Raw genomic sequence first — 13368 nt, forward strand, 5'->3', positions numbered from 1 at the left:
ACGTTCGCGCAGCCGAAGGTAGGTGCGGGGTCGGTGCCGGTTGTGGCCCTGACGTGAGGGGGCGGTGAACGTTCGCGGACGCCCCGGGTGCGCCGGTGGCCGGGCCACGGCGTCGCGCGGCCCGGCCACCGGCGTCACCGGCGGGACTTGGGCAGGTCGAACTGGTCGGCCCGGCGGCAGTCCTTCGGGCCGCCGATCGCATCCGGCCCGACCCGGTCGAGAGCCTGGCGGGCCCGGTGCCGGCCCAGGTTCCAGGCGTACCAGGGGTCGGGCTCCTCGAGGTCGTCGGCGATCCAGCTCAGCGTGCAGCGGCGTACCGGGTCGGGGAGTTCGGCCAGTGCCGGCGTGGCGTCGGCGGAGAGCGCCCGCAGGTACCAGGCGTCGATCTTGCCGGTCTGCTCGTAGCGGAGGATGTTGCGCTTCGCCGCGTAGTCCTCCGGGTTCAGCACCGCCAGGCCGAGCAGCATCGCCACGGCCAGCGCCACCGTGGTGCCCGGGATCCACCGGCCCTGCCAGCGCACGCCGGCCGCCAGGATCATCAGGAAGACCGCGCCGAGCAGCAGCTCGAACGCCATCACGAAGATCCGCTCGCCGGTGAAGCTGTAGACCTTCTGGTACGTCCACATCCGGGACAGCGCCGACACCACGATCACCACGCTCAGCGCGCTGAGCAGGCCCAGCAGGACGCGCAGCAGCGTGCGCTCGACCGGCCGCTCGCGGCTGGCCCAGCGGGTCACCCCGCCCAGCACGGCCACGGTCAGCAGGGTGACGAAGAGGAGCTGCCAGAAGCCGCTGCGGGCGTACTCGGAGTAGCTCAGCCCGGCGACCTTCTGCACGTGCCGCTCGCCGCCGAAGAGCACGGTGAACTGCACGATCACGAAGCCGGCGAAGAGTAGCGTCAGCGCCCCGATGGCCGGCGCCCACTCCAGCACGCCGAGCCGGCGGGTGCTCGGCCGGTCGACGGTGGACAGGTCGGGCGGGGCGGCCAGCGTGTAGACCGCCGCGACGGCGATCAGCCCGCCGACCGCGGCCAGGAAGATCCAGCGGAACACCGTACCGACGTTGACCTCGGGCACGATGGCGTTCAGCACCTCCGAGAAGGCCGCGTCGGCCGAGGAGAGCAGGCTGCCGAAGACCACCAGCACCAGCACGGTGGCGACCACCGAGCCGGTGACCTTGCGGACCGTCCCGGCCTCGGGACAGGCCGTGACGTGCCGACGCACCCAGGGCAGGCCGCGGAACGCCGCGAACGGCGCGGCGAGCAGGCCGAACAGGATCGAGCGGACCAGCCGGCCGCCGACGATCGCCAGGGTGGCGCAGCCCAGTGCCCCGAGCACGCAGAACGTCACCAGCCACCAGGCGTTGCGGAAGGCCAGCACGGCCAGCAGGACCAGCGCCGCCGCCGCCCACCCGCCGCGGATCAGTCGCTCGGCGCGGGGCAGCCCGGCGGTACGCCGGCGCACCGCGACCAGCACGCCGAGGGTCAGCGTGAGCCAGCCCAGGAACCAGCCGATGCCGACGCTGCTCAGCGGCACGAAGAACGCGGTGCCGAGCGCGCCGGCCAGCACCGCGAGCGGCACCGCCCGGCCGGTGGCCTGCTTCGGGCCCGGCCAGCGCGCGCCGAGGAACGAGGTCCGGGGCGTCCGCGGCCGGGGCGTCCAGACGGGCGCGGGCGGGTAGCCGCCCCAGGGCGGCGCCCCGTGCGCCGCTCCCGGATACGGCGGCGCGGCGACCGGCTGGATCGGACCTGCGGCGGGCGGCTGGGCCGGGCCTGCGGCGGGCGGCCGGACATCGGGTGTGGGCGCGGCGGGCGCCGTCGCAGCGGTGCGGGTCGTCGTCGCTTCGCCGGTGGGGGCCGCTGCCGTCGTGGTGCGGGCCGGTTCGTCCTTCGTGCCCGAGGTGGGCTCGGACCCGGTGCTGGACGGGGTGGGGACCGGCGTGCCGGCGCCGGTCGCCGTGCCGGCGTCGCCGTCAGCGGAAGCCGCCGCCCGCTCCTCGCCGCCCGCCGGCTGCCCGCCGGACGCCGTGCTGCCCGACACCCCGCCGATCCCCGTCGGCGTGGACTCGGCCGGGCCGGTCGGCGAGGCCGTGGGAGCGGACGCGGCCGGGCCGGCCGGGGTGGCTGTCGCGCCGCTCCCGGTCGAGCTCTCGACGGCCGGCGGAGTGGCCTGGGTGGGCACGCCCGGCGCGGGGACCAGCAGCCGCGGCGCGGTCGGCTGCCCGGGGACCGCCCCCGGCTGCCCCTCGGCCACCGGCACCAGCGGCACGAACAGCGCGTAGCCGCGCGTGCCGGGCGGCACGACCACCGGGATCGCCCAGGCCGGCTGCCCCTCCGGGCCGGGCCAGGGCACCGCGGGTGGCCCGCCCGCCACGTCAGGCACGACGAGCAGGTGCGGCGGGGCGTCGCTGGGGACGTCGCCGGCCACCGGGGGGCGCGGCGACTCTGGCGTCTGTGGCGGCTCGGACACGGCACGCTCCTTGATCACGGGGTGCCGTCACTGTAGGGCCCGACCCCGCTCCGCCGCCGCCCCGACCGTCCGTTCGGTCAACGGACCCGAGCCGGGTCGTGGAGTGCCGCACACCGGGGTGCCGATCGAACCTTTGCCGCCCCGCGGCCGTACCAGTGCGCGGGAGGTCGATGACATGGCCGTACGCCGCACGCTCGCCGCGCTCGCCGCCGTCGCCGCGACCCTGCTGCTCACCGGCGTGCCGGCGAGCGCGCACGGTGCCCCCACCAGCCCGTTGAGCCGGGCCGCGGCGTGCGGCCCGGAGGGTGGCCGGGCGGACACGCCGGCCTGCCGGGCCGCGATCGCCGCCGGGGCCGCCGTGCGGGAGTGGGACAACATCCGGGTGGCCCGCATCGACGGGCGGGACCGGGAACGCATCCCCGACGGGGAACTGTGCAGCGGAGGGCTGTCCGCGTACCGGGGGCTGGACCTGCCCCGCACCGACTGGCCGGCCACCACGCTCACCGCCGGGGCCCGGCACACCTTCCGCTACCGCACCACGATCCCGCACAAGGGCACGTTCCGGTTCTACGCCACCACCGCCTCATACGCCCCGACCCGACGGCTGACCTGGGCGGACCTGGACGAGAAGCCGTTCCTGACGGTCACCGACCCGCCGATCCGGGACGGCGCCTACCAGATGCCGGGGAAGCTGCCGGCCGGGCGCACCGGGCGGCACATCATCTACACGATCTGGCAGAACTCCAACACCCAGGACACCTACTACTCCTGCTCCGACGTGGTGTTCCGGTCGTCGTCCGGCGGGGCGGCGGCCCCGCCGCGTACGAGCCGGTCGGCGCCGCCCTCCCCGAGCGCGGCGGCTCCGCGTACCGTGCCGAGGGCCGCGACCGGCGGCGGGGCCGGCGACCCGGCGGCGGGGGTGCCGGTGGCGGCCGTGACCGACACCGGAGGCGTCCCCCGGCCGCTGGTGGTCGGCGCGGCGGCCGCGGTCACCGTGCTGCTCGCGGCCCTGGTGGCGCTGCGGCTGCGACGGGCCGGCAGCGTGCCGGCCGGCCGGCCGTGCGGGGTCCGCAACCACCGCGCCGGCCGCCGCCGGATCTGGTGACCGCCGGGCGTCAGCCCAGGTGGCGGTCGATCTCGGCCAGTTCGTCGACGTCGAGGTCGAGGTTGTCCAGGGCCGCGACGTTCCCCTCCAGCTGGGCCACGCTGCTCGCCCCGATGATCAGGCTGGTCATCCGGGGGTCGCGCAGCGCCCAGGCCAGCGCGAGCTGGGCCAGGCTCTGGCCGCGCCGCTCGGCGACCGCGGCGAGCCCGCGGATGGTGGCCATCTTCTCGTCGCTGAGGTCGCTCTCGTTGAGGAAGACGCTGGTCCGCACCCGGGAGTCGGCCGGGATGCCGCCCAGGTAGCGGTCGGTGAGCAGGCCTTGCGCCAGCGGGCTGTAGGCGATGCAGCCCGCGCCGGCCTGCTCCAGCGTGTCCAGCAGCCCGTCGGTCTCGGTCCAGCGGTTCAGCATCGAGTACGACGGCTGGTTGATCAGCAGCGGCGTGCCCAGCTCGCGGAGGATCTCGGCGGCCCGGGCGGTCTGCTCCGAGTTGTAGTTGGAGATGCCGACGTAGAGCGCCTTGCCGGAGCGCACGACGGCGTCCAGCGCGCCCATCGTCTCCTCCAGAGGGGTGTCCGGGTCGAACCGGTGCGAGTAGAAGATGTCGACGTAGTCGAGCCCCATCCGGCGCAGCGACTGGTCGAGCGAGGAGATCAGGTACTTGCGCGAGCCCCACTCGCCGTACGGGCCGGGCCACATGAGATAACCGGCCTTGCTGGAGATGACCAGCTCGTCCCGGTACGGCTTCAGGTCGGTGGCGAGCAGCCGGCCGAAGTTCTCCTCGGCGGCGCCGGGCGGAGGGCCGTAGTTGTTGGCCAGGTCGAAGTGGGTGATCCCGAGGTCGAAGGCGCGCCGGACGATGTCCCGCTGCCGCTCGTACGGACGGTCCGGCCCGAAGTTGTGCCACAGCCCGAGCGAGATGGCGGGCAGGCGCAGGCCGCTCCGGCCGCTGCGCCGGTAGATCATCGAGTCGTAACGGGCGTCGTTGGCGAGGTAGGTCACGACTGAAGACCCTAGCTCCGGCCGGAGTCCAGGTCGTAGCGGAGGCGGGGCAGCTCCCGGCCGGTGGACGGGGAGACGGAGGTGCCGGCCGGCGCGGCGCCGACGTGCCGGTAGAACGGTTCGGCGCCCGGGTCCGCTTCGATCCACACCGCCCGGGCCCCGGCGGCCCGGGCGGTGGCCACCGCGTGGTCGAACAGCGCCCGGCCCGCGCCGGTGCCGATCGCCGGCGGGTCCACGAAGAGCATCTCCAGCTCCACCTCGGGCAGGTTGCCGCCGAGGACCGCCAGGCCCACCGGCCGGCCGTCCCGCTCGGCCACCGCCACCGGCCGGTCGGCCACGTCGGTCGGGGTGAGGGTCAGCTCGGCCCGGCAGCGGGCCAGGAACTCCGCGTCGTACCCCCAGTGGGCCTTGGAGCGCAGCGCCAGCTCGGTCAGCTCGGCCGCCTCCTCGGGACGGGCGGGGCGGATACGGACGGTCATCCGGCCATTCTGCCGTGACGCCGGAACGGGCGTGCCGCTCCACCGGCTTGGGTAGCTTCGAGGCCATGCGCTACGTCCCGCTCGACACCCCCAAGCCGATCTCGAAGATCGGCCTCGGCACGTGGCAGTTCGGCTCGCGCGAGTGGGGCTACGGCCCGGACTACGAACGCCGGGCGGCGCAGATCGTCCGGCGGGCGCTCGACCTGGGCGTCACCCTCTTCGACACGGCCGAGATCTACGGCTTCGGCCGGAGCGAGCGGATCCTCGGCGCGGCGCTCCGACCACTCCAGCTCGGCGCGTCTGACGCCGCGCCGCGACCTGGAGCAGTCGTCGGCGACGACCGGGCGAAGGTCGTGGTGGCCAGCAAGGTCTTCCCGGTGCTGCCGCTCGCCCCGGTGGTGGAGCAGCGGGCGGTCGCCTCGGCCGCCCGGCTCGGCGTCACGGGCATCGACCTCTACCAGGTGCACCAGCCCCACCCGGTGGTCCCCGACACCACCACCATGCGGGGGATGCGCGCCCTGCAGGACGTCGGGCTGGTCGGCGAGGTCGGGGTCAGCAACTACGGCCTGCGCCGCTGGCGGTTCGCCGAGGCCGCGCTGGGCCGCCGGGTGCTGAGCAACCAGGTCCGCTACAGCATGATCGACCGCGGCCCCGAGGAGGACCTGATCCCGTACGCGGCGCAGGCGGGCCGGATCGTCATCGCGTACAGCCCGCTGGGGCAGGGCTTCCTCTCCGGCCGGTACGACGCCAGGACCCCGCCCGCCGGGGCGGTCCGGCGGGCCAACCCGTACTTCCTGCCGGAGAACCTGGAACGGGGCACCGACCTGATCGCCACCCTGCGCGAGGTCGCCGACGCACACGACGCCACACCCAGCCAGATCGCCCTGGCGTACCTGCTCCGCCACCCCACCGTGGTGGCCATCCCCGGCGCGTCGAGCGTGGAGCAGATGGAGCGCAACGCGGCCGCCGCCGAGATCGACCTGGCCGACGACGAGCACGCCGCGCTGGCCACCGCCGCCCACGCGTTCCGCCCGGTCACCGGGCTGGCCGCCGTACCCAAGATGATCCGCGCCCGCATCGGGAAGTGACCACCATGGACGACATCACCGCACTGATCCTCGACGACCACGCCGCCTTCCGGCGCGGCTTCGCCCGGCTCGACGACGCCCGCGACCCGGCCGAGCTGCTGGCGATCTGGGAGGCGCTCGCCCTGCACCTGGACATCCACGCCGAGGCGGAGGAGGCCATCCTCTACCCGCACCTGGTCCGGCACGGCGACGACGGCGAGGAGGAGACCGAGGACGCCGTCGGCGACCACAACAAGATCCGCGACGCCATCGCCGAGTCGAAGCTCCACGAGGTCGGCTCGGAGGCCTGGTGGGCGGCGGTCTGGCGGGCCCGCCGGGAGAACAGCGAGCACCTGGCCGAGGAGGAGGACGAGGCGCTGCCCGACTTCCGCCGGCACGCCGGCGTCGAGCTGCGGGCCGAGCTGGGGGCACGCTGGCTGACCTTTTACGGCGAGCACAAGAACGGTCGCAACCTGCCCTTCCGCGACAAGGACCCGGAGAAGTACGTCCAGGAGCACCGCTGACCCGATCTCCCCGTCGCGGGGGAGTCGGCGGGCCGCTCCCGGCGGCAGAATGGCCGGGTGACGGTCCGGGGTGTGCTGGCGCCGCTGGTGCGCGGGAGCACCTGGCGGCGCGCCGTGTTCCTGCTCCTCGGCGGGGTGCTCGCCCTGCCGTACGCGCTGCTCGCGGCGGCGTTCGCCCAACTACTCGGCAACGGCGAGGTGCCCCGCCCGGTCGGTGTCGGGTTGCTGCTGGTCGGCGTGCTGCTCGCCGCCGTGCCGGTGTTCCTCGCCGGCAGCCGGGCGCTGGAGATCGCTGCCGCGCGGGCGCTGCTCGCGGTGGACCTGCCCGAGCCCGTCCCGGGCCACCGGATCGACCGGGAGACCCGGCTGCGCGCCGCCCTCTGGATCGCCCTGCACCTGCTCACCGGCGCGCTGGTGCTGTTCGCGGCGATCAGCGTGCTTCCCCTGGGGCTGGTCTTCCTCGCCGGGCTGGCCGGCGTGGACACCGGCGCCACCGCCGACGACGGCTTCGGCCTGCTCGACCCGGGTCACCCGGTCGCGGCGGGACTGGCCGGGCTGGCCCTGCTGGTCGCCCTCGGGTACGCGGTCGCCGGGCTGGGCGCACTCGCCGCGTCGATGGCGCCCGTGCTGCTCGGCCCGGCGCAGGCCGAGCGGATCGCCGCCCTGGAGGCCCGGTCCGCCCGGCTGGCCGAACGCAACCGGCTGGCCCGCGAGCTGCACGACTCGGTGGGGCACGCGTTGACCGTGGCGACCCTCCAGGCCGGCGCCGCCCGCGAGCTGCTCGACACCGACCCGGAGTTCACCCGCCGGGCGCTGCGCGCCATCGAGGAGACCAGCCGCCGCGCCATGGACGACCTGGACCACGTGCTCGGGCTGCTGCGGGAGACCGACGACGGGCGGGCGCCCGTGCCCACCGCGCCGCAGGCCACCCTGGACGGGCTGGACCGGCTGGTCGCCGACACCAGGGCCGCCGGCCTGGCCGTGGAGTCCCGGGTCAGCGGGGCGCTGGGCGAGCTGCCCGCCGTCGTGTCCCGGGAGGGTTACCGGATCGTGCAGGAGGGGCTGACCAACGCGGCCCGGCACGGCCGGGGACCGGTGCGGCTGCGGGTGGCCGTACCCGCCGGTCGCCTGGAGATCGAGTTGGTCAACGCGCTGCGCGGCACCACCGGGCCGGGTGGCGGCGGACGCGGCCTGGACGGCATGCGGGAGCGGGTGCTGCTGCTCGGTGGGCAGCTCACCGCCGGCCCGGAGGGCGACCGGTGGCGGGTCCGGGTCACCCTGCCGGGGCCGAGGGGGGAGACCGGGTGACCATCGACGTGCTGATCGTCGACGACGACGAGCTGATCCGGGTGGGCCTGCGGGCGATCGTGGACGCCCAGCCGGATCTGCGGGTGGTCGGCGAGGCCGCGGACGGCGCCGAGGTGCCGCCGCTGGTGGCCCGGCTGCGCCCGCGGGTGGTGCTGATGGACGTCCGGATGCCGGCCATCGACGGCATCCAGGCCACCCGGCGGCTGCTGGCCGCCTCCGCCGACCCGCCCCGGGTCCTGGTGGTCACCACGTTCGCCAACGACGAGTACGTCTACGAGGCGCTGCGCGCCGGGGCCAGCGGCTTCCTGCTCAAGCGGGCCCGCCCGGCCGAGGTGGTGGAGGCGATCCGGGTGGTGGCGGCCGGCGAGTCGCTGCTCTTCCCGGCGGCGATCCGACGGCTCGCCGGCGCGTACGGCGGCCGGCGCTCCGACGGGCTCCGGGCGGCCCGGCTCACCGAGCGGGAGGCGGAGGTGCTGCGGCTCATGGCCGCCGGCCTGTCCAACCCGGAGATCGCCGACCGGCTGGTGGTGGGCGTGGAGACGGTCAAGACGCACGTCGGCAACGTGCTGGCCAAGCTCGGGGTGCGCGACCGGACCCAGGCGGTGATCGCCGCGTACGAGTCGGGTTTCGTGGTGCCGACCGGCTGACCGCTCCCTCCCGTGGGGGAGGCGGTCCACCCCGGCGCGGGAGGGATCCGGGGCCCGTCCGGCCGAGGCTGAGGGCATGACGACAACCACTGTTTCCCCACCCCGCCGGGCCGCTCGGACGCGGCTCGACCTGGCCGCCCCGCTCGCCGCCGCCTGGCTCGGCGGCTGGGGCGTGCTCGCCCTGCTCTCGACGCTGACCGGCGCCGGCTACCCGTTCGGGCCCAACGACCCGCACGGCGGCGACGGCAGCCTGCTCCGGCTGCTGCCGGTGGAGGTCGGCGCCCCGCTCTTCGCCGGGGTGCTGCTGCTCGCGGCGGTCGCGGCGCTCGCCATGAGCGGCCCCGCGACGGTACGCCGGCCCGGCCTGCCCCGCGCGCTGCTGCTCGGCTACGGCTGGACGGTCGTGTTCGCGCTGACCGTGGTCGTTCCCGACGCCCGGGTGCTGGTCGTGCTCGGCTACCTGCCGATGCTGATCATCGGCGCGCCGTTCGGCTGGCCGCCCGTCGACTACGGGCACATCTTCGACTGGCCGCTGGCCGCCCGGTGCGCCGCGCTCGTCGGCGGGCTCCTGCTGGCCGGGGCACTGCTGCTCTGGCAGCGACGGACCGCCGGCGCCTGCCCGGCCTGCGGGCGGGACGACGACGAGCGGGGCTGGACCTCGCCCGCCTCGGCCGCCCGCTGGGGGCGCTGGGCCGCCTGGATCGCCGCCGTCATCCCGTTCAGCTATGCGCTCACCCGGTTCGCCTGGGCGGCCGGCATCCCGCTGGGCATCTCCCCGGAATTCCTCGCCGAGATGCAGGAGACCGGGCTGGTCTGGGCCGGGGCCGGACTGGGCGGGTTCGCCACCGTCGGGGCTGTCCTCACGCTCGGGCTGATCCGTCCCTGGGGCGAGCGGTTCCCCCGGTGGCTGCCGGGGCTGGCCGGCCGTCGGGTGCCGATCCGGCTGGCGGTCGTCCCGGCCACACTGGTCGCGGTCGCTGTGACGGCGGCCACCCTGGGGCTGCTCAGCCAGCCGGAGTTCTGGCAGATCGGTCACGAGTTCAGCCTGGCGTCCGCGCCGATGCTCCTCTGGCCCCTCTGGGGAGTGGCGCTCGGGGCGGCCACCCTGGCGTACCACCTGCGGCGGCGGGGCGCCTGCGCCCGCTGCGGGCGGCCCGAACCCCGTCGGTGACGGTCCGGCCGTTCTGGAAGGCGGCGCGCGGTCACCCGGCCGAGATAGCGTGGGTCGGGTGACTGCGCCCAACCAGGTTCCCCCGGTCCCGCCCGCCGACCTGCCCGGCACGCTCGGCGAGCTGCGGGCCGCCGGCCATCACTACCGCACGGTCAAGCAGGAACTCCGCGACAACCTCCTCGCTCGGATGCGCGCCGGCGAGGAGCGCTTCCCCGGCATCGTCGGCTACCAGGACACGGTGCTGCCCGAGGTCGAGCGGGCCCTGCTCGCCGGCCACGACATGGTGCTGCTCGGCGAGCGCGGCCAGGGCAAGACCCGGCTGATCCGCTCGCTCGGCGCGCTGCTCGACGAGTGGACCCCGGTGATCCCCGGCTCGGTGCTCAACGAGCACCCCATGCACCCGCTCACCCCGGCGTCCCGCACCCTGGTCGCCGAGCGGGGCGACGAGCTGCTGATCGGCTGGCTGCACCGCTCGATGCGCTACGGCGAGAAGCTCGCCACCCCCGACACCAGCGTCGGCGACCTGATCGGCGACGTCGACCCGATCCGGCTCGCCCAGGGGCGCACCCTCGGCGACCCCGAGACCATCCACTTCGGGCTGGTGCCCCGCACCAACCGGGGGGTCTTCGCCGTCAACGAGCTGCCCGACCTGGCCGAACGGATCCAGGTGGCGCTGCTCAACGTGCTGGAGGAGCGGGACATCCAGGTCCGCGGCTACCAGCTCCGGCTGCCGCTGGACCTGCTCCTGGTGGCCAGCGCCAACCCGGAGGACTACACCAACCGGGGCCGCATCATCACCCCGCTCAAGGACCGCTTCGGCGCGGAGATCCGTACCCACTACCCGCTCGACCTGGAGCTGGAGCTGGCCCTGATCCGGCAGGAGGCCGACCTGGTCGCCACCGTCCCGGAGCACGTGCTGGAGGTGCTCGCCCGGTTCGCCCGCGCCGTCCGCGAGTCGCCGTCGGTGGACCCGCGTTCCGGCGTCTCCGCCCGGTTCGCCATCGCCGCCGCCGAGACCGTCGCCGCCGCCGCGCTGCGCCGCGCCGGCCTGCTGGCCACCTCCGCCCAGGAGGCCCCGGTCGCCCGCGTCGGCGACGCCGTCTCGGTGACCTCCACGCTGCGCGGCAAGGTCGAGTTCGAGAGCGGCGAGGAGGGGCGGGAGATCGAGGTCCTCGGCCACCTGCTGCGGACCGCCACCGCCGAGACGTTCCGGGCCCGGCTGGCCGGGCTGGACCTCTCCGGGTTCACCGCGCTGGTCGCCGAGGGCGGCGAGATCGAGACCGGCGAGCTGGTCTCCTCGGCCGAGCTGCTCCGCCAGGTCGGCACCGTGCCCGGGCTGGCCAAGGTGCTCGACCGGCTCGGCCTCGGTGACGCGCCCACCCGCGAGGAGGCCGCCGCCGGGATCGAGTTCGCCCTGGAAGGGCTGCACCTCACCCGCCGGCTGGGCAAGGACGTCACCGAGTCCGGGCGCACCGTCTACGGCGGCCGGGGCTGACCGTGGCCGGCAACCGGTTCCGGTACGGGCAGTGGCGCGGCGGGCCCGACCCGCTCGCCCCACCGTACGACGTACGCGCCGCGGTGGATTCGGTCGGCGGGGAGGTTCTCGCCGGCGGCAGCCTGCGGGAGGCGCTGCGTGACCTGCTGCGGCGCGGCCCGCAGGGGCGCGGCGGCCTGGACGACCTTGCCGCCCGGGCCCGCCGGCTGCGCCGGGAGGCGCTGCGCCGGGGCGACCTCGACGGCGCGGTGACCCGCGCACGGGCGCTGCTCGACCAGGCCCTCGCCGCCGAGCGGGAGGAGCTGCGCGGGCGGGACGGCGACGACGCCCGGTTCGCCGAGGCGGTGCTGGACAACCTGCCCCGCTCGACCGCCCGGGCCGTCGAGGAGCTGTCCGGTTACGACTGGGCCAGCGACGAGGCGCGGCAGAGCTACCAGCGGATCCTCGACGGGCTGCGCGGCGAGGTGCTGGAGCAGCGCTTCGCCGGCCTGCGGGACGCGGCGCGGGCCGCCGCCGACCCGGCCGCCCAGCGGCAGCTCGCCGAGATGATGCGCGACCTCAACGACCTGCTCGCCCGGCACGCCCGCTCCGAGGACACCACCGACACCTTCGCCGAGTTCATGCGCCGGCACGGCGAGTTCTTCCCGGAGCGGCCCAAGGACGTCGACGAGCTGATCGACGTGCTGGCCCGCCGGGCGGCGGCCGGGGAGCGGCTGATGCGGTCGCTGTCGGACCGGCAGCGCGAGGAACTCGCCGGGCTCATGCGCCAGTCCCTCGGCGAGCAGCTGGCCGGGGAGCTGTCCCAGCTCGACGCCCACCTGCGGTCGCTGCGCCCCGACCTGAACTGGCAGCGCGGCGAGCGGGTCCGGGGCGACCAGCCGCTCGGCTACGGCGAGGCCACCGGCGCGCTCGGCGAGATCGCCGAGCTGGACGAGCTGCTCGACTCCCTCGACCAGGACCACCCCGGCGCCACCCTGGACGACGTCGACGTCGAGGCGGTCTCCCGGACGCTCGGCCGGGACGCCGCCGACGACGTACGCCGACTGCAGGAGCTGGAACGCGAGCTGCGCCGGCAGGGCTGGGTGACCCGGGACGCCGAGGGGCTGACGCTCAGCCCGAAGGCGCTGCGCCGGCTCGCCGGCACCGCCCTGCGCCGGGTCTTCGCCGACCTCACCGCCGGCCCGCGCGGCCAGCACGACCTGCGCGCCGCGGGCGCGGCCGGCGAGGTGAGCGGCGCCTCCCGGCAGTGGGAGTACGGCGACGAGCAGCCCCTCGACGTGGTGCGTACCCTCACCCGCGCGATCCGGCGGGCCGGCCCCGGGGTGCCGGTGCAGCTCGCGGTCGAGGACTTCGAGGTGGTGGAGACCGAGCGGCGGGCGTCCGCGGCCGTGGCGCTCTGCGTCGACCTGTCGTATTCGATGATCTCCCAGGGGCGCTGGGGGCCGATGAAGCAGACGGCGCTGGCCCTGTCGCACCTGATGGCGACCCGCTTCCCGCAGGACGCCCTCCAGATCATCGGATTCGGCCGGGAGGCCCTGCCGCTGACCCAGCAGGAGCTGGCCGCGGTGGAGCCGGACATGGAGCAGGGCACCAACCTCCAGCACGCGCTGCGGCTGGCCGGTCGGCACCTGCGCCGGCACCCGGGCGCCGAGCCGGTCGTGCTCGTGGTCACCGACGGTGAGCCCACGGCCCACCTCGACCCGTCCGACGGCGAGGCGTACTTCCACTGGCCGCCGCTGCCGGAGACCATCGAGGCGACCATCCGCGAGGTGGACAAGCTGACCCGGTACGGCGCCACGCTCAACCTGTTCATGCTCGGCGACGACCCGGGGCTGCGCCGCTTCATCGACGCGGTGGCCCGCCGCTCCAAGGGCCGGATGTTCACCCCCGACCTCGACGACCTCGGCGAGTACGTCGTCTCCGACTACCTCCGCGCCCGCCACGGCCGCCGCTGACCGCTCGCCAGCTGGTGATCGGCTCCACCTCGCCGTGCTGGCGGTGTCCGGCGTGCGCGGTCACCGCCAGCACGGCGATCTGGGGTAGGTGGGTGCGATTGAGCAACCGGCTGGCCGGTGCTCCGCCGCCGCCTTTGCTCTGCAGCCCC

11 protein-coding genes are annotated in these 13368 nt (G+C 75.6%); 8 read left to right on the forward strand and 3 right to left on the reverse strand.

From position 1 onward, the window contains the following. Positions 1–134: 134 nt before the first annotated feature. Positions 135–2468: a DUF4153 domain-containing protein gene (locus ACW0Q9_RS12030; RefSeq protein WP_456180592.1), complete on the reverse strand. Its 2334-nt coding sequence runs from the start codon at positions 2466–2468 to the stop codon at positions 135–137. Between the two features lie 175 nt (positions 2469–2643). Here ACW0Q9_RS12030 and ACW0Q9_RS12035 point away from each other — a divergent pair, with 175 nt between their 5' ends. Next, positions 2644–3573: a lytic polysaccharide monooxygenase auxiliary activity family 9 protein gene (locus ACW0Q9_RS12035; protein ID WP_456180594.1), complete on the forward strand. Its 930-nt coding sequence runs from the start codon at positions 2644–2646 to the stop codon at positions 3571–3573. Between the two features lie 10 nt (positions 3574–3583). Here the strand turns inward: ACW0Q9_RS12035 and mgrA are convergent, their stop codons facing one another. After that, positions 3584–4573, reverse strand: a complete 990-nt coding sequence (mgrA, locus tag ACW0Q9_RS12040) for an L-glyceraldehyde 3-phosphate reductase (protein WP_456180596.1) — start codon at positions 4571–4573, stop codon at positions 3584–3586. A gap of 11 nt (positions 4574–4584) precedes the next feature. Further along, positions 4585–5052 carry a GNAT family N-acetyltransferase gene (locus ACW0Q9_RS12045; RefSeq protein WP_456180598.1) on the reverse strand — a complete coding sequence of 156 codons (468 nt, stop codon included), beginning with the start codon at positions 5050–5052 and terminating at the stop codon, positions 4585–4587. 65 nt (positions 5053–5117) lie between these two features. Here ACW0Q9_RS12045 and ACW0Q9_RS12050 point away from each other — a divergent pair, with 65 nt between their 5' ends. The 7 genes from ACW0Q9_RS12050 (at position 5118) to ACW0Q9_RS12080 (ending at position 13219) form a co-directional block, all read left to right on the forward strand. Next, complete coding sequence (locus ACW0Q9_RS12050) at positions 5118–6140, forward strand: aldo/keto reductase (protein WP_456180600.1); 1023 nt, start codon at positions 5118–5120, stop codon at positions 6138–6140. Positions 6141–6145: 5 nt separating this feature from the next. Beyond that, positions 6146–6643 (forward strand): hemerythrin domain-containing protein, encoded by a 498-nt coding sequence (locus ACW0Q9_RS12055; RefSeq protein WP_456180602.1) that lies wholly within the window; start codon positions 6146–6148, stop codon positions 6641–6643. A gap of 57 nt (positions 6644–6700) precedes the next feature. Continuing rightward, positions 6701–7951 (forward strand): sensor histidine kinase, encoded by a 1251-nt coding sequence (locus ACW0Q9_RS12060; RefSeq protein ID WP_456180604.1) that lies wholly within the window; start codon positions 6701–6703, stop codon positions 7949–7951. Next, a complete protein-coding gene (locus ACW0Q9_RS12065; protein WP_456180606.1) occupies positions 7948–8598 on the forward strand; it encodes a response regulator in 651 nt (216 codons plus the stop codon). Before ACW0Q9_RS12060 ends, ACW0Q9_RS12065 begins: the two co-directional genes overlap by 4 nt. Positions 8599–8674: 76 nt before the next feature. Further along, the gene (locus ACW0Q9_RS12070) at positions 8675–9769 is read left to right on the forward strand and encodes a hypothetical protein (RefSeq protein ID WP_456180608.1); all 1095 of its coding nucleotides are present in this window, start codon (positions 8675–8677) and stop codon (positions 9767–9769) included. 49 nt (positions 9770–9818) lie between these two features. Further along, positions 9819–11264, forward strand: coding sequence for a magnesium chelatase (locus tag ACW0Q9_RS12075; protein WP_456180610.1), 1446 nt, complete (start codon positions 9819–9821; stop codon positions 11262–11264). Positions 11265–11266: 2 nt separating this feature from the next. Further along, complete coding sequence (locus tag ACW0Q9_RS12080) at positions 11267–13219, forward strand: vWA domain-containing protein (RefSeq protein ID WP_456180612.1); 1953 nt, start codon at positions 11267–11269, stop codon at positions 13217–13219. Positions 13220–13368 lie beyond the last annotated feature (149 nt).

Source organism: Micromonospora sp. I033 (assembly GCF_053890995.1).

Coding starts and splice junctions, on each gene's coding strand:
- ACW0Q9_RS12035 (WP_456180594.1), top strand. CDS start 2,644: ATGGCCGTACGCCGCACGCTCGCCGCGCTCGCCGCCGTCGCCGCGACC.
- ACW0Q9_RS12045 (WP_456180598.1), bottom strand. CDS start 5,052: ATGACCGTCCGTATCCGCCCCGCCCGTCCCGAGGAGGCGGCCGAGCTG.
- ACW0Q9_RS12050 (WP_456180600.1), top strand. CDS start 5,118: ATGCGCTACGTCCCGCTCGACACCCCCAAGCCGATCTCGAAGATCGGC.
- ACW0Q9_RS12055 (WP_456180602.1), top strand. CDS start 6,146: ATGGACGACATCACCGCACTGATCCTCGACGACCACGCCGCCTTCCGG.
- ACW0Q9_RS12070 (WP_456180608.1), top strand. CDS start 8,675: ATGACGACAACCACTGTTTCCCCACCCCGCCGGGCCGCTCGGACGCGG.